The following is a 15,645-nucleotide window of genomic DNA, read 5'->3' on the forward strand; positions in this document are numbered from 1 at the left end:
GCGACCGCTGCACTTTCCTGCGAGTGCTGCACCGATCGACGCAGCGCTCGCAGGAAACAGGCGCACTCGCGACCGGATGCCGGACCGGATGCTCATCGCAGGAAGGCGGCGGCGACGCCGGAGTCGACGGGGATGTGCAGACCGGTGGTGCGGCTGAGCTCGGGGCCGGTCAGCACGTAGACGGCGTCGGCGACGTTCTCGGGTACGACCTCGCGCTTGAGGATGGTGCGGTTGGCGTAGAACTGGCCGAGGTCCTTCTCTTCGACGCCGTAGGTCGCGGCGCGGTTGGCGCCCCAGCCGGCGGCGAAGATGCCCGAGCCGCGCACGACACCGTCGGGGTTGATGCCGTTGACGCGCACGCCGTGCTCGCCGAGCTCGACCGCGAGCAGGCGCACCTGGTGGGCCTGGTCGGCCTTGGTCGCCGAGTACGCGATGTTGTTCGGGCCGGCGAAGACGGAGTTCTTCGACGAGATGTAGATCACGTCGCCGCCCAACTTCTGCTCGATGAGGGCCTTGGCGGCGGCCTTGGCGACGAGGAACGAGCCCTTCGCCATGACGTCGTGCTGCAGGTCCCAGTCCTTCTCGGTCGTCTCGAGCAGCGGCTTCGACAGCGACAGGCCGGCGTTGTTGACGACGAGGTCGATGCCGCCGAACGCGAGCACGGCCTGGTCGATCGCGGCCTGCACGCCCGCGGCGTCGGCGACGTTCGCGGCGACGCCGATCGCGACGTCGGTGCCGCCGAGCTCGGCGGCGGCGGCCTGCGCCTTGTCGAGGTCGAGGTCGGCGACCACGACGCATGCGCCTTCGGCGGCGAGGCGGGTCGCGATGGCCTTGCCGATGCCCGACGCGGCGCCGGTGACGAACGCGATGCGGCCCTGGTGGGTCTTGGGCTTCGGCATGCGCTGCAGCTTGGCCTCTTCGAGGGCCCAGTACTCGATGCGGAACTTCTCGGCATCGGAGATGGGGGTGTAGGTCGATACCGATTCGGCGCCGCGCATCACGTTGATCGCGTTGACGTAGAACTCGCCCGCCACGCGGGCGGTCTGCTTGTTCGCGCCGTAGCTGAACATGCCCACGCCCGGGATGAGCACGATGAGCGGGTCGGCGCCGCGGATCGCGGGCGACTCGGCGGTGGCGTGGGCGTCGTAGTACGCCTGGTAGTCGGCGCGGTAGGCCTCGTGCAGCTCGACGAGGCGGGCGACGGATGCCTCGACCTCGGCGCCGGCCGGCAGGTCGAGGATCAGCGGCTTGACCTTGGTGCGCAGGAAGTGGTCGGGGCAGCTCGTGCCCAGCGCGGCGAGGCGCGGCGCCTCGGCCGAGGCGAGGAAGTCGAGCACGACATCGGAGTCGGTGAAGTGGCCGACCATGGGCTTGTCGGTCGAGGCCAGCCCGCGGATCGTCGGGGCGAGGGCTGCGGCCTTCGCGCGGCGCTCGTCCTCGGGGAGAGCCTCGAAGCCGGCGCGGACGCCGCCGAACGGCTCGGCCTTGCCGTGTGCGTCGAGGTACGCCTGCGCGGTCTCGATGATCCACAGCGAGTTCGCCTCGGCCTCGTCGGACGTGTCGCCCCACGCGGTGATGCCGTGGCCACCGAGGATGCAGCCGATCGCCGTGGGGTTCTGCGCCTTGATGCCGGCGATGTCGAGGCCCAGCTGGAAGCCGGGGCGGCGCCACGGCACCCACACGACCCTGTCGCCGAAGATCTTCGGCGTGAGCGCCTCGCCGTCGGCGGCGGTCGCGATTGCGATGCCCGAGTCGGGGTGCAGGTGGTCGACGTGCGCGGCGTCGACCAGGCCGTGCATTGCGGTGTCGATCGACGGCGCCGCACCGCCCTTGCCGTGCAGGCAGTAGTCGAACGCGGCGACCATCTCGTCCTCGCGGTCGATGCCCGGGTAGACGTTCACGAGCGCGCGCATCCGGTCGAGGCGCAGCACGGCGAGACCCGATTCGGTGAGGGTGCCCAGGTCACCGCCGGAGCCCTTGACCCACAGCAGCTCGACGGGCTCACCCGTGACCGGGTCGGTCTCGGTGCCCTTGGCCGACGTGTTGCCGCCGGCGTAGTTCGTGTTCTTCGGGTCGGCGCCGAGGCGGTTCGACCGCGCGATGAGGTCGGCAGCTGCCTGGTTGGTCATGAGGGTTCCTTCGAGATGGAGAACGGTGGTGCGCCGGGGCCGCGGGGATCGGCATCCCGCGACCCCGGCGGGTCGGGAGAGGGCTACGCGCCCCAGCCGGCCTGGGTGCCGCCGACGCGGTCGGCCGCGATCTGCTGCTGGTAGCCGGATGCCGCGTACGCGGCCATCGGGTCGGCGGGAAGCCCGCGCGACTCGCGCCACTCGGCGAGGGCCGGGCGCACATCGGTGTAGAACGCGTCCATGAACACGGCCTGCGCGCCGAGCACGTCGTTCGCAGCCTGTGCCGCCGTCAGTGCGCCGCGGTCGACGAGCAGCGCGCGCGCCGTCATCTCCTGCACGTTGAGCACCGACCGGATCTGCCCGGGGATCTTGTCCTCGATGTTGTGGCACTGGTCGAGCATGAACGCCACGTCGGGGTTGTTCAGGCCGCCGCCGCGGATGACCTCGTAGACGATGCGGAACAGCTGGAACGGGTCGGCGGCACCGACGATGAGGTCGTCGTCGGCGTAGAAGCGCGAGTTGAAGTCGAACGAGCCGAGCTTCCCGAGGCGCAGCAGCTGCATGACGATGAACTCGATGTTGGTGCCGGGTGCGTGGTGGCCGGTGTCGAGGCACACCATCGCCTTGTCGCCGAGCGCGGCGACCTGGGCGTAGGAGGTGCCCCAGTCCGGGACATCCGTGTGGTAGAAAGCCGGCTCGAAGAACTTGTACTCGAGCACGAGCCGCTGCTCGTCGCCGAGGCGCGCGTAGATCTGCTGCAGCGAATCGGCCAGGCGATCCTGACGTGCGCGCATGTCGTTCTGGCCCGGGTAGTTCGAGCCCTCGGCGAGCCAGATCTTGAGGTCGCGCGACCCGGTCGCGTGCATGATGTCGATGCACTCGAAGTGGTGGTCGATGGCCTTTCGCCGGATCGCGTCGTCGGCGTGGGTGAGGGCGCCGAACTTGTAGTCCTCGTCCTGGAACGTGTTCGAGTTGATCGTGCCGAGCGCGACGCCGAGGTCTTCGGCATGACGGCGCAGGTCGTCGTACGACTCGACCTTGTCCCACGGGATGTGCAGCGCGACACTCGGCGCGAGCGCCGTGAACTCGTTGACCTTCGCCGCGTCGGCGATCTTCTCGAACGGGTCGCGCGGCGTTCCCGCCGTGGTGAACACGCGGAAGCGGGTGCCCGAGTTGCCGAAGGCCCACGAAGGCAGCTCGATGCCCTGACCTTCCAGCTGGCTCAGGACGTCGGGGGAGAGAGTGGTCACGATGGGTCGCTTTCTGCTCCGGCTGCCGCGGCAGCCGTGAGCTGGTCGTCCAGGTTGAAGATCTCGGTCAGTGCCGGGGCGGCCTGATCGGGGCGGCCCTCCAGGCCGACGAAGTACGGGGCCATCTCGGCCTCCCACCGGGTCGCGACCTCCGAGGCGGCGAGGTACGCCTGCGCTGCCGCGTCGTCGTCGGTTTCGTAGTAGCCGATCAATCGGCCGCCGTCGGCGAGGAAGAGGGAGTAGTTGCGGCGACCGGATGCCGCGATCTCGGCGAGCATGTCGGCGCGGACGGGCGTGTGGCGGGCGACGTACTCGTCGAGGAGCTCGGGCTTGACGCGAAGCTCGAAACACACGCGCGTCGTCGCGGTGGTGCTTGTCATCGAGATGCTCCCGGGTCGAATGAACTATGAATCGTTTCAAACGATAACTCGCCTGTATCGTTTCACGCAACCCCGGACCGAAATCGGAAGGCGACGCGGCGTGTCAGTGAGCGTGAAGGACGTGGCTGCCCTCGCGGGCGTCTCGGTCGGCACCGTCTCCAACGTGCTGAACCGCCCCGGCAAGGTCGCCCCCGCCACTGTCGAACGGGTGCAGGACGCGATCGAGCGGCTGGGCTTCGTCCGCAACGACGCCGCCCGCCAGTTGCGGGCCGGTCGCAGCCGGAGCATCGGTCTCGTCGTGCTCGATGTGCGCAACCCGTTCTTCACCGATGTCGCGCGGGGCGCCGAGGGGCGGGCGGCTGCCGAGGATCTCTCCATCCTCCTCGGCAACAGCGATGACGACCCCACGCGCGAGTCGGGCTACCTCGACCTGTTCGAGCAGCAGCGGGTGCACGGCGTCCTGATCACGCCGGTGGACGACGTCCCGGAACGCCTCGCGCGGCTGCGGTCCCGCGGCATTCCCGCCGTGCTGGTCGACCGGCTGAGCGAGGGAGGCGATTTCTCATCCGTATCCGTCGACGACGTCGCCGGAGGCCACCTCGCGGTGAGGCATCTCGTGCAGACGGGCCGCCGGCGCATCGCCTTCGTCGGTCCGACCGGTGTCCGGCAGGTCATGGATCGCCTCGAGGGTGCGCGACGCGCGGCGGGCGAGCAGGAGGGCGTCTCGCTCGAGGTGATCGAGACCTCCGCACTGAGCGTGCTCGAGGGGCGCGCGGCGGGCGAGCGCATCCGCGATCGTGACCCGCAACACCGGCCGGACGCCGTCTTCGCCGCGAACGACCTGTTGGCCCTCGGGGTGCTGCAGGCCCTCGTCATGCTCGGATCTGTCAGCGTCCCCGACGACGTCGCGATCATCGGCTATGACGACATCGACTTCGCCGCCGCCGCCGTGGTGCCGCTGTCATCGATCCGGCAGCCCAGTGAACTCATCGGCGACCGCGCCGTCGAGCTGCTGCTCGCCGAGGTGCAGGGTGCCGAGGAGCGCGAGCAGGTCGTCTTCCAGCCCGAGCTCGTGGTGCGCGCGTCGACAGCGACGGACGCGGGGCGATCCCGCCGCTGAGCACAGGAGGTGCCGCCGCCTAGCGGTGCCGGCTCGACGCCCGTTCGACCAGCTCCGGCTGGAAGACGGTCTGCCGGGCGATGCTCTCGGGGTCGGCCGCCTCTTCGAGGACGATGCGCAGCGCGGTGCGGCCGATCATCCTGCTCGGCTGCCGGATCGACGACAGGGGGACAGCCGCCGCCGCCGCGAACGCGATGTCGTCGAACCCGATGATCGCGATGTCGTCGGGCACCAGCATCCGTCCGTCCACCACGAGTGACTGCAACAGCCCGAGCGCGAGCAGATCGTTCGCGGCGAACAGGGCATCGGGCCACTCCCTGCGGGGCCGGGCGAGGATGCGCGCACCCGCCGCGACGCCGTCCGCGACCGTCATGGCCGCGGTCGCCACCACCTCGAGGTCGACGTCGGCGTTCTCGGCGGCGACGCGCGCGCCGGCGAGTCGATCGTTCACCTGGCGGATGTCGAACGGGCCTCCCACGAAGGCGATGCGACGCCGTCCACCCTGGATGAGGTGGTCCACGGCCATGCGTCCGCCGATGACGCTGTCGACGGAGACGGAGGAGAACCGCCCGTCGCCGCTGAAGCGATCGACGAGGACAGCGGCGATCCCTCGGGAGCGCAGCCGCTGGAGGCGCGACGTCACGTCGCCGTAGGGGGCGATGAGCAGGCCGCGCACCTGCTGCTCCTCGAACAGGTCGAGGTAGAGCTTCTCGCGGGCGACGTCTTCGTCGGTGTTGCCGTAGAGGATCGCGATGCCGTGCTTGGTCGCCTCGTCCTCAGCGCCGCGGACGACATCGTTGTAGAACGGGTTCTGCCCGTCGAGGACGACGAACCCGACGGTCGTGCTGACGCCGGCGCGGAGCTTGCGGGCCGCGTCGTTGCGCACGTAGCCGAGCTCTTCGATAGCCCGGCTCACCCTATCGACGGACTCCGCCGAGACCTCGTCAGGGCGGTTGAGGACGTTGGACACCGTGCCGACGGACACACCCGCGCGCAGCGCGACATCACGGATGCTGACCGGCACGTACGCCCACTTCCTCGTCGGATCACGATTCGGTCACTGTCGATTCTCGACTTGACCGATTTCGTCGGTGTACATACAGTAGCCTGAAATCGACTGAATCGATTCATCCATTTTCACCCTCAACGAGGAGGCCGCCGTGGCAGCAGATGTCGCCCCCGCCGCGCCGCACCCCGCCCTGCAGCTGCGAAGGGTGGTCAAGTCGTTCGGACCGGTGGTCGCCCTGCGCTCCGGAAGCCTCACGCTCGAGTCCGGCTCCATCCACGCGCTGATCGGCGAGAACGGCGCCGGCAAGTCGACGCTCGTCAAGATCGTCGCCGGTCTGTACCGTCGCGACGCAGGGGAGTTCCTGCTCGACGGGGAGTCCGTCGACTTCACGAGCACCGCGCAGTCCAAGGCTGCGGGCATCGCCGTGATCTACCAGGAGCCGACGCTCTTTCCGGACCTGTCGGTCACCGAGAACATCTTCATGGGCCGCCAGCCGCACAACCGGTTCGGACGGATCGACCGCAAGGCGATGCGCGCCGAGGCGGTCGAGATCTTCCAGCGTCTGGGTGTCGCGCTCGACCCCGACCGCGTGACCGAGGGTCTGTCGATCGCCGATCAGCAGATCATCGAGATCGCGAAGGCCATCTCGCTCGACGCGAAGGTGCTCATCATGGATGAGCCGACCGCCGCGCTCTCGGGCGTGGAGGTCGAGCGGCTCTTCGCCGTCGCACGCAGCCTGCGCGACGAGGGCCGGGCGCTGCTGTTCATCTCCCACCGCTTCGACGAGGTGTTCGCGCTGTGCGACACCGTCACCGTGATGCGCGACGGCTCCTACATCGACACGACCGCCATCGCCGAGACCACGGTCGACGAGCTGGTCCGCCAGATGGTCGGCCGCGATGTCACCGAGCTCTTCCCCAAGCTGCCCTCGGAGGTCGGCGACGTCGTGCTCGACGTCGAGGGGCTCACCCGCAAGGGCGTGTTCCGCGACGTCTCGTTCCAGTTGCGGGCGGGGGAGATCGTCGGCCTCGCGGGGCTCGTCGGAGCCGGCCGCAGCGAGGTCGCCCGCGCCGTCTTCGGCGTCGACCACTACGAGTCGGGTCGCGTGACGCTCGCCGGAAAGGCGCTCCCGAAGGGCAACCCGCGCCTGGCCACCAACCGGGGCATCGCGCTCGTGCCCGAGGACCGCCGCAAGCAGGGGCTCGTGCTCGACGACGGCGTCTCACGCAACATCACGCTCGCCATCCGCTCGAAGCTCGCCAAGTGGGGGCTGCTGTGGAACGGACTCGAGAACGAGTCCGCGAAGGTCTGGGCGAGCCGACTCGAGGTGAAGACGGCGGCGCTCGACGCCGAGGCCGGCACCCTCTCGGGCGGCAACCAGCAGAAGGTCGTCCTGGGCAAGTGGCTCGCGACCGAGCCGACCGTGCTGATCGTCGACGAGCCCACGCGTGGCATCGATGTCGGCACCAAGGCCGAGGTGCACCGCCTGCTCAGCCAGCTCGCCCAGCAGGGCATGGCGATCCTCATGATCTCGTCCGAGCTCCCGGAGGTGCTGGGAATGGCCGACCGCGTCCTCGTCATGAGGGAAGGACGACTGACCGGAGAGTTCACCCGCGAGGAGGCGACCCCCGAGGCCGTCATGTTCGCCGCGACCGCCGACGCGGAGGTGGCACGATGACCGCCACGATCACCCCCACCGTCGAGCCGGGGTCGAGCGCCGCGTCCAAGCTCGTGCGTCGCATCGCGACCGCCCGCGAGACCGGCATCCTCGTCGCACTTCTGCTCGTCATCCTCTTCGCGACCATCAGCAACCCGACGTTCCTGTTCTCGGGAGACGGCTTCCGCGATCTCCTGCTGACACCGTCGCTGCTGCTCCTCGTCGCCGTCGGATCGGCGATCGTCATCATCACGCGCAATGTCGATCTCTCGGTCGGCTCGATCGTCGGACTCACGGCCTACCTCACCGGTCGCCTGTTCATCGACATCCCCGGCATCCCGCTCATCGGCGTCTTCTTCGGCGGCGTGCTGCTCGGCGGCCTTCTCGGACTGATCAACGGCGCGCTCGTCGCATTCGCGCGCGTGCCCGCGCTCGTGATCACGCTCGGCACGATGTACATCTACCGCGGCATCAACGTCGCGTGGACGGGCAGCGACCGCATCAACGCGTCGGACCTGCCGCCGGGCTTCCGCGCGCTGGGCACCGACCGCATCCTGGGCATCCCGATCCTCACGATCATCGCGGTCGTGGTGCTGGTCGTCGCCGCGTGGTACCTCAAGAACCTCCGCAGCGGTCGCGAGCTCTACGCGATCGGCTCCGACCCCGCCGCCGCGCACCTGTACGGCCTGCGCGTCACCCGCCGTGTGATCGGCGCCTTCGTCACGAGCGGCGCGCTCGCCGGACTCGCCGGCGTGCTCTACGCCGCGCGTTACGGCACCGTGAGCTCCGCCGCCGGCTTCGGGTGGGAGCTGCAGGCGATCGGCGCCGCGGTGATCGGCGGCGTGGCCATCTCGGGCGGCGTCGGCACCGTGTGGGGCGCGGCGATCGGCGCGTTCCTGCTGCTGACCATCAACCGTGCCCTGCCGATCCTCGGCATCGACGACTTCTGGCAGCGCGCCGTGGTCGGCGTGCTCATCCTCGGCGCCATCGTCCTCGACCGCGTCCTCGCGGTCAGGCAGCATCGACGACTCATCGCGCAGAGGGAGGAGACCCGATGACCACGCTGACGGATGCCGCGCCCACGCGCGTCTACAAGGCCCACGCCAAGCCGGCCTGGCGCCGCGTCCTCCTCACCCGCGAGTCGGCGATCATCGCGATCCTGATCCTCGTCGTCGTCGTCGCCCTGGCCACCGTACGGAACTTCGACAGCCCGCTCACGGTCACGTACCTGCTGCGCGACATCGCGCCGATCCTGCTCATCGCGCTGCCGATGACGCTCATCATCATCACCGAGGAGATCGACCTCTCGGTCGCATCGATCGTCGGCCTGTCGAGCGTCATGACCGGCATCCTCACCCAGGCCGGGCTGCCGTTCCCGGTGGCGGCAGTCGCGGCGATCATCGTCGGGACCGTGGCAGGCGCCTTCAACGGGTTCCTCGTCACGGTTGTCGGGCTGCCCTCGCTCGCGGTGACCATCGGCACGCTCGCGCTGTTCCGCGGCATCGCGGTGGGCCTGCTCGGAACCACCGCGATCACCGAGTTCCCCGAGGAGTGGACCGACCTCGCGAAGGCGAACATCCCCGGCACCCCCGTCCCGGTCATCATGATCCCGTTCGTCGTGCTGGCGATACTCTTCGCCGTCCTGCTGCACTTCACCCCGTTCGGGCGCTCCCTGTACGCGATCGGCCTCAGCAAGGAGGCCGCGGCGTTCTCGGGGATCGACGTGGGTCGCACGAAGTTCCTGCTGTTCGTCATGAGCGGTGCCGTGTCCGGCTTCGCCGGCGTCTACTTCACGCTCCTCTACTCCAACGCCCGCGGCGACAACGCCATGGGCATGGAGCTGCAGGTGATCGCAGCGGTGCTCCTCGGCGGCGTCTCGATCTTCGGCGGACGCGGCGCGCTCCACGGGGTCATCGCCGGCGTCCTGCTGATCGGAACGCTCGGCAGCGCCCTGCGCCTCGCCGGCGTCACCAGCGACATCATCAACGTCATCACCGGCGTGCTCCTCATCGTCTCGGTGGTGTCGTCCAGCCTGCTCGCATGGCTGCAGGTCCGCAGGGCCGCCGCCATCGGGAAGAGGAAGGGGCGATCCGACGCGTCGGCGGACGCGGCCTGATCTCCCGAGAGCACCACACACACCACCGCAGCAACGCACCTCGCAGAGACTGCACCAAGGAAGGAAACAATGATGTTCGGAATGAAGCGCACGCGGCGCGCCGGCGTGGTCGCCGCTCTCACCGTCGGTGTCACGCTCTTCGCGGCCGGCTGCGCCGGCGGCGGCACGGGTGGCGGGGCCACGGATGGCGGCGACGGCGGGGACGGCGGCGACGCCAACCTGACGATCACGATGCTGCCCAAGAACCTGGGCAACGCGTACTTCGACACCTCGACCGCCGGTGCCGAGGCTGCCGCGGAGCAGTTCGGCGGCACGCTGGAGGAGGTCGGCCCGTCGGAGGCGTCGCCGACGTCGCAGGTGCAGTACATCCAGACCGCGGCGCAGCAGGGCGTGGGCGGTCTGATCGTGTCGGCGAACGACCCGGAGGCGCTGTGCGACGCGCTGGACGAGGCCCGCAGCGCCGGGGTGAAGGTCGTCACGTTCGACTCGGACACCAACCCGGAGTGCCGTGACCTGTACGTCAACCAGGCCACCGCAGAGGGCATCGCCAAGGCGCAGGTCGACCTGATCGCGGAGCAGATCGGCGACGCCGGTCAGATCGCGATCCTGTCCGCCAGCGCCAACGCGACGAACCAGAACGCGTGGATCGAGATGATGGAGGAGCTTCTCGCCGCCGAGCACCCCGACATCGAGCTCGTCGAGGTCGCCTACGGTGACGACGACGACCAGACCTCGTTCGACAAGACCGCCGCGCTGCTGCAGACCTACCCGGAGCTCAAGGGCATCATCAGCCCGACCACGGTCGGCATCTCGGCCGCGGCCCGCTACCTGTCGACCTCGGAGTACAAGGGCAAGGTCGCGCTGACGGGCCTCGGCACCCCGAACCAGATGCGCGAGTATGTCGAGGACGGCACCGTCACCGCGTTCGCACTGTGGAACCCGGAAGAACTGGGCTACCTCGCCGCGTACGCCACGCAGGCGCTGATCACCGGTGAGATCACCGGCGAAGAGGGCGACACGTTCGAAGCCGGCGACCTCGGCTCCTACGAGGTCGGTCCCGACGCGACCGTCCTCCTCGGCGAGCCGTACGTCTTCGACGCGGAGAACATCGGCGACTTCGACTTCTGAGCCGTCGAACAGTCAGGGGCCCGATCTACGCACGCAGGTCGGGCCTCTTCGTTCGCCGACATGAGCGCATCCTCGATTCGAGTGCAGTGCGGGCGAATGTCGCTAGCTAAACTAGCGAAATTTGTTACAGTGACCGTGGCGCCGTTCGCGGCGCTGGGGCCGCGCGGCGAACACGTCGCCCGGCCCCAGCCGCGCCCGACGCCGGCTCCCCTGTCGCGGGCAGGCGAGCGGGCATAGGCTCCCGGGCATGAGCAGGCAGATCATCAGAACGGAGAATGCGCCGAGCTCTCCGCTGTACAGCCAGGGCGTGCGGGCCGGTTCGACGGTCTTCGTGTCGGGAATGGTGGGGATGGATGCCTCGACCGGCGAACTCGCCGGGCCGTCGATCCAGGACCAGACCCGGCAGGCGCTGCGCAATTGCGAGGCCGTCCTCGAGGCGGCCGGCGCCACCCTGGCGGACGTGTCCCACGTCACCGTGCTGATCGCGCGACCGGAGGACTTCGCCGGGATGAACGAGGCCTACGCGGACGTCTTCGGCGAGGAGCCTCCGGCGCGCGCCGTCGCCCGGTTCGGCCCTGAGCTGCCCGGCATCCTGGTGTCGATCATGATGACGGCGCAGCTCGACAGCTGAATCGAGCGCTCACGCCGCCCGGCGGCGGAAGTTCTGCACCAGGATCAGGACGCTGACGACGAACACCCACACCGGGAAGATCAGGGTCGCCCACAGGCTGAGGGTCGTCACGACCAGCAGGACGAGCGCCACTCCGTACGTCACGAACGCGAGCCACCGCGGCATGACGCCGGTCCTCAGCCACATCGTCGCGACCGAGATCAGCAGCACCCCCGCCATCCGCAGGGCGTAGACATTGCTCACCTGGAGCATCACCGAGCGCCCGAACGTGGTGATGTCGGCGCGGCTCTGCTCGTCCGTGATGAGCGACGCCGTCGCGATCATGCCGCCGGCGATCGCCGCCGACACGAACAGCATCGCGAGGAACAGCAGGCCGCTGCCGATGAACACCGATGAGAAGAGCTGATCCTCGGCATCCCTGAACCGATCCCGGATGACGCCCAGGAACCAGAGGAAGGCGATGCCCGCGAACGGCACCAGCCCGACGCCGATGTTGATGCGCGTCGACGTCGAGTGGTCGAGCCAGTCGGTGGTGAGGGTGACGGTCTCGGGCAGTGCCGACCTGATGAGGGCGAGGGCGACGGTGAACAGCACGGCGAACAGCACGCCGGCGACCGCTGCCGCCCGGGGCGAGGTGAGCCGTCGGCCGGCGTGCGATGCGGTGTCGGACATGGCGTCTCCTTCGGCGTGGTCCCGGAGCGGGTCGTCAGAAGCGGATGGGGAAGGTGAGCAGCACGATGAGGCCGACGAGCGCGATGCCGCCGGCGAGCCACAGCACGATCCGTGAGGCGATCAGCGAGATCCCCCGCTGTGCGATCGCGGCGAGGAACAGCACGAGCGCGAACAGCACGGTCATGAGGGAGTAGTTGTCACCCTTGTCGTTGTACTCGATCGCGCGTGCCTGCAGCTCCTCGGCCCGCGCCCCCTCCGCCTCCGCCTCGGCTGCGCCCGGCGGCACGTACTCCGCCAGCCGGAACGGCGACTTCTCCTGCATCCCGTCCGCTCGCCAGGCTTCGAACGCCGGCGCGAGCTCGGCCGAGAACCGGTCCGAGATGTAGTCCGCGAGCTCGTCCTCGCCGTTCGCGTCGGCGATCACCCACTGCATGTAGAGCGCGATGTCAATCTCGCGCGCCGCGCGAGCCTCGTTCTCGTGATCCGCCTGTTCGATGCGGGAAGCGGATGCCTCGGCGAACGCGACGGACGAATCGCCACCCCATTGCGCCGATTCGAAGCCGCACCACGCCGTCAGGACGGCGACGAGCGACAGCAGGATCACGGCGACCAGCTCGTGGGTGTCACGGTGGTGGCGAGGGGGCCGGGCGGTTTCCGACATACGCGCAAGCGTATTGGCATGTGGGCGATCCCTCGCGTCTGCATCCGATCCGCGGTGCCGCGCCGAATACATGAGTGGAGCTCGGCGATATCGGCAGCGAAGGAGTGCGGATCATGAGGAAGCCCACCACGATGATGCGATTCGAGTACGCGTCGCCCGGATCACCGGCGGTTCTGACCGCCCGGACCATGCCGCTGACGAGTCCCGGACCGGGGGAGGTCACCGTCGAGGTCGTCTGCGCCGGCGTGAGCCACATCGACGAGATCATCCGCCGCGGCGACGAACCGGAGTGGGCCGACGAGCCGTGGCCGCGGCTCTCGGGCTCGGACTTCGCCGGCATCGTGCATGCGGTGGGGCCCGACGTTTCGGGCCTGCGCCCGGGAGTCGAGGTGATCGGGCATGTGCGCTCGGGGGCGCACGCCACGTTCATCACGGTCCCGGCTGGCTCGCTGGTCGTGAAGCCGCGACGGATGCCGTGGGAGACGGCCGGCGGGATCTTCCTCGCCGGCGCGACCGCGCTCACGACTCTCGATGAGCTGCGCATCGGCCGCGAAGACACGGTGGTCATCACGGCCGCGGCGGGCGGGGTCGGCAGCATCGAAGCCCAGATCGCCAAGCACTGGGGAGCAAAGGTCATCGGCACGTGCGGCGCGCGCAACTTCGACTATCTGCGGCAGCTGGGCATCGCCCCGGTCCAGTACGGCGAGGGAATGGCGGAACGCATCGCGCGGGCCGCCGGCGGGGCGGTGACGGCATTCATCGACAACTTCGGACAGGACGGCGAGGACCTCGCCCGGGATCTCGGCGTGCCGCCCGCACGCTATCGCTCCAGCGCCGACCGGCGGATCGTCGAGCTCGGCCTGCTCGGCGAGGAGCCCGACGCGGTCGCGACGGCGACGACGCAGCTCCAGCGCCTCGCCCGCCTGGTCGAGGACGGCGCGTTCCGCCTCCTGGTGTCGGGGGTGTACCGCCTGGTCGACCTCGACGAGGCGTACGAGGATCTCGAGAAGCTCCATGCCCGCGGCAAGATCGTGGTCACGACCCGGATCAGCGCGGCCTATCCGACGCTGAGAGCGCGCGACGTGCACGAGGCGATGGCCTGACCGGCATTCCGCGTCGGTACCCGCCGTGCTCACTGCTCGAGGAATCGGACGGTGAATCGGGCGACCGGCAGGCTCGAGGCGCGGATGCTCTCCTCGATCTCCGCACGCTGCCCTGCGGGTGCGACGATCTGCACCGTCGCCTCCTCATCGGTCCCCGTGTGATCGGTATCCGCCCAGAAGCTGGTCACCCCATGGTCGTCGACGAGGGCGGTCAGGAGCGCGCGGTACTCGGCCCCCTCGCCGGGGCCGAGTACGAGACCGAGATCGGCCGAGTTGATCTCGACGAACTCACCCATGTCCGGACCGGCGGCGGCGACCAGGTCATCGGCGTGTTCGACGAGGGGCAGGAGGTCGGCCAAAACTGCCGGCCGCCCTTCATCGACGGCCACCAGCACGAATCTGCCGGGGCTCCACGTCGATGGCTGGACGGCGAGACCGGGGGCGGTGCGGTCGAGCGCCTCGACGACGCGCACCGCATCGAACCCGAAGTCGGGACACTGCGGGAGCGTGCCGTCAACGCCGCGGGCGGCCGGCGTCGCATGCAGCGATACGGTCGCGGCGGCCGGGGTCCGCACCCGGATCGACCACGAGATCGGGTCGGCGTAGTCGGCCGCGCACGCTGCTTCGATCAGGCCGGGCAGGCCCGCTTGATCCACCGTCACCGACATCCAGGAGGTGGGGTCGGCGAACGTCGGAGCTTCGACCCACCGCTCCTTCTCGACGCTCTCGACTCCGGGCAGACCTTCGATCTGCGCGTGGACATCGTCGAACGCCTCGCTCGGGCGGTCGAAGTGCGTCTCGTCCGCCATCCAGCCGAGCAGGATCAGAGCGAAGAGCACGCCGATGGCCGCGACCACCGCCGCAGCGATCCACAGGCGCCTCACGATCACACGCGATTATCTCCCGCGTGCGGGTGCGCGGGAAGGGGTGCGGGGCATCGCGCTCGACGTCGACCGGCCTCGCGCGGGCACGCGGGCGTGCAGGCGGCGCCCGACGAAGCCGCTACGTGCAGCAGGCGAGGATGGCGGCGGCGACGGCACGCGGGCGCGACTGCTGCGCGACGTGATGGCCACCGGGGATCACGACGAGCGACCCGTCGTCGGCCCGGTCGCGGAGCAGCCGGCACCACTCCATGCCGGCGATCGGGTCCCGCGAGCCGCGCACGACGAGGAGCGGTCGGGTGAGGGCGGCGGCGCGGTCCTCGATGCGGTAGGCCAGCATGTGCCGCAGCTGGGCGAGGTACCAGCGCGGACCGCACCGCAGGTAGTCGGTGAAGACGACGGCGTTGATCGCCGGCGTCTCGCCCAGCGTGTCGACGGCGAGGGCGGCGGTCTGCGCGAAGACGGAGCGGTGGCGGGCATCGGCCACCGGGCCCATCGCGACGACGTGGGTGACGAGGTCGGGGCGCCGGGCGCCCACCTCGACGACCCACTGCGAGCCCATGGAGTGGCCGACCAGCACGACCGGCCCCACGTCGAGCGACGCCAGGACGGTCGCGATCCCTTCGGCCATCCTCGGCACGTCGACGTCGCCTACCGGCTTGGGGAGCCCGCCGAAACCGGGAAGGTCGAGCGAGTGCACGGAACGGGTCTGTGCGAGCTCGGCGTGCAGGCGCGACAGGTAGCGGTGCGAGACCCCGATCCCGTGCACGAGGACGACCGCCGGCTTTTCGCTGCGCGGCCGCGGCGACGACAGCACGCGGAACACCAGCTCGCCGGCGGCGAGTCGGCGTTCCGCGCGCTCGGTGCGACCGGTCACGCCCTCGAGGTCTTCCGTCTCCGCATCCGGC

Annotated in this window: 15 protein-coding genes; 7 read left to right on the plus strand and 8 right to left on the minus strand. The window is 69.7% G+C overall.

Annotated elements, in window-relative coordinates; genetic code table 11:
* Positions 1–92: 92 nt before the first annotated feature.
* The 3 genes from OB08_RS07975 to OB08_RS07985 all read right to left on the minus strand — a co-directional run bounded on the left by OB08_RS07975 (position 93) and on the right by OB08_RS07985 (position 3,759).
* Positions 93–2,129, minus strand: coding sequence for a bifunctional aldolase/short-chain dehydrogenase (locus OB08_RS07975; RefSeq protein ID WP_461473890.1), 2,037 nt, complete (start codon positions 2,127–2,129; stop codon positions 93–95).
* An 83-nt stretch (positions 2,130–2,212) separates the two neighbouring features.
* Entirely contained in the window at positions 2,213–3,379 is a 1,167-nt protein-coding gene (gene rhaI / locus OB08_RS07980; RefSeq protein ID WP_461473892.1) for an L-rhamnose isomerase, read from the minus strand.
* Positions 3,376–3,759, minus strand: a complete 384-nt coding sequence (locus tag OB08_RS07985; protein ID WP_461473894.1) for an L-rhamnose mutarotase — start codon at positions 3,757–3,759, stop codon at positions 3,376–3,378. Before OB08_RS07985 ends, rhaI begins: the two co-directional genes overlap by 4 nt.
* Positions 3,760–3,859: 100 nt before the next feature.
* Between OB08_RS07985 and OB08_RS07990 the strand changes: the two genes are divergently transcribed.
* Positions 3,860–4,879 carry a LacI family DNA-binding transcriptional regulator gene (locus tag OB08_RS07990; RefSeq protein ID WP_461473896.1) on the plus strand — a complete coding sequence of 340 codons (1,020 nt, stop codon included), beginning with the start codon at positions 3,860–3,862 and terminating at the stop codon, positions 4,877–4,879.
* Positions 4,880–4,898: 19 nt separating this feature from the next.
* On the opposite strand, the gene OB08_RS07995 is transcribed toward OB08_RS07990, so the two are convergent.
* Positions 4,899–5,903 (minus strand): LacI family DNA-binding transcriptional regulator, encoded by a 1,005-nt coding sequence (locus OB08_RS07995; RefSeq protein ID WP_461473898.1) that lies wholly within the window; start codon positions 5,901–5,903, stop codon positions 4,899–4,901.
* A 136-nt stretch (positions 5,904–6,039) separates the two neighbouring features.
* On the opposite strand from OB08_RS07995, the gene OB08_RS08000 reads away from it, so the two are divergent.
* The 5 genes from OB08_RS08000 (at position 6,040) to OB08_RS08020 (ending at position 11,420) form a co-directional block, all read left to right on the plus strand.
* Positions 6,040–7,566, plus strand: coding sequence for a sugar ABC transporter ATP-binding protein (locus OB08_RS08000; RefSeq protein WP_461473900.1), 1,527 nt, complete (start codon positions 6,040–6,042; stop codon positions 7,564–7,566).
* Positions 7,563–8,603, plus strand: coding sequence for an ABC transporter permease (locus tag OB08_RS08005; RefSeq protein ID WP_461473902.1), 1,041 nt, complete (start codon positions 7,563–7,565; stop codon positions 8,601–8,603). Before OB08_RS08000 ends, OB08_RS08005 begins: the two co-directional genes overlap by 4 nt.
* Positions 8,600–9,661 (plus strand): ABC transporter permease, encoded by a 1,062-nt coding sequence (locus OB08_RS08010; RefSeq protein ID WP_461473904.1) that lies wholly within the window; start codon positions 8,600–8,602, stop codon positions 9,659–9,661. Before OB08_RS08005 ends, OB08_RS08010 begins: the two co-directional genes overlap by 4 nt.
* Positions 9,662–9,733: 72 nt before the next feature.
* On the plus strand, positions 9,734–10,789 hold the full coding sequence (gene rhaS, locus OB08_RS08015; RefSeq protein ID WP_461473947.1) for a rhamnose ABC transporter substrate-binding protein: 1,056 nt from the start codon (positions 9,734–9,736) through the stop codon (positions 10,787–10,789).
* A gap of 247 nt (positions 10,790–11,036) precedes the next feature.
* A complete protein-coding gene (locus OB08_RS08020; RefSeq protein ID WP_461473906.1) occupies positions 11,037–11,420 on the plus strand; it encodes a RidA family protein in 384 nt (127 codons plus the stop codon).
* Between the two features lie 9 nt (positions 11,421–11,429).
* On the opposite strand, the gene OB08_RS08025 is transcribed toward OB08_RS08020, so the two are convergent.
* Together OB08_RS08025 and OB08_RS08030 are read right to left on the minus strand one after the other, a co-directional pair.
* Positions 11,430–12,092, minus strand: coding sequence for a hypothetical protein (locus OB08_RS08025; protein ID WP_461473908.1), 663 nt, complete (start codon positions 12,090–12,092; stop codon positions 11,430–11,432).
* Between the two features lie 34 nt (positions 12,093–12,126).
* Positions 12,127–12,753, minus strand: coding sequence for a hypothetical protein (locus OB08_RS08030; RefSeq protein WP_461473910.1), 627 nt, complete (start codon positions 12,751–12,753; stop codon positions 12,127–12,129).
* 113 nt (positions 12,754–12,866) lie between these two features.
* Between OB08_RS08030 and OB08_RS08035 the strand changes: the two genes are divergently transcribed.
* Positions 12,867–13,856, plus strand: coding sequence for an NADP-dependent oxidoreductase (locus tag OB08_RS08035; protein WP_461473912.1), 990 nt, complete (start codon positions 12,867–12,869; stop codon positions 13,854–13,856).
* Positions 13,857–13,885: 29 nt separating this feature from the next.
* Here OB08_RS08035 and OB08_RS08040 read toward each other — a convergent pair whose 3' ends face one another.
* Both OB08_RS08040 and OB08_RS08045 read right to left on the minus strand, forming a co-directional pair.
* Complete coding sequence (locus tag OB08_RS08040) at positions 13,886–14,740, minus strand: hypothetical protein (protein WP_461473914.1); 855 nt, start codon at positions 14,738–14,740, stop codon at positions 13,886–13,888.
* A gap of 118 nt (positions 14,741–14,858) precedes the next feature.
* Complete coding sequence (locus OB08_RS08045) at positions 14,859–15,614, minus strand: alpha/beta fold hydrolase (RefSeq protein WP_461473916.1); 756 nt, start codon at positions 15,612–15,614, stop codon at positions 14,859–14,861.
* Positions 15,615–15,645: the final 31 nt, after the last annotated feature.

Source organism: Microbacterium sp. HJ5 (assembly GCF_054824025.1).

What these genes read in the sequence shown, in the direction of transcription:
- OB08_RS07975 (WP_461473890.1), bottom strand. Translation starts at nt 2,129, where the DNA reads ATGACCAACCAGGCAGCTGCCGACCTCATCGCGCGGTCGAACCGCCTC.
- OB08_RS07985 (WP_461473894.1), bottom strand. Translation starts at nt 3,759, where the DNA reads ATGACAAGCACCACCGCGACGACGCGCGTGTGTTTCGAGCTTCGCGTC.
- OB08_RS08005 (WP_461473902.1), top strand. Translation starts at nt 7,563, where the DNA reads ATGACCGCCACGATCACCCCCACCGTCGAGCCGGGGTCGAGCGCCGCG.
- OB08_RS08010 (WP_461473904.1), top strand. Translation starts at nt 8,600, where the DNA reads ATGACCACGCTGACGGATGCCGCGCCCACGCGCGTCTACAAGGCCCAC.
- rhaS (WP_461473947.1), top strand. Translation starts at nt 9,734, where the DNA reads ATGTTCGGAATGAAGCGCACGCGGCGCGCCGGCGTGGTCGCCGCTCTC.
- OB08_RS08020 (WP_461473906.1), top strand. Translation starts at nt 11,037, where the DNA reads ATGAGCAGGCAGATCATCAGAACGGAGAATGCGCCGAGCTCTCCGCTG.
- OB08_RS08025 (WP_461473908.1), bottom strand. Translation starts at nt 12,092, where the DNA reads ATGTCCGACACCGCATCGCACGCCGGCCGACGGCTCACCTCGCCCCGG.
- OB08_RS08030 (WP_461473910.1), bottom strand. Translation starts at nt 12,753, where the DNA reads ATGTCGGAAACCGCCCGGCCCCCTCGCCACCACCGTGACACCCACGAG.
- OB08_RS08035 (WP_461473912.1), top strand. Translation starts at nt 12,867, where the DNA reads ATGAGGAAGCCCACCACGATGATGCGATTCGAGTACGCGTCGCCCGGA.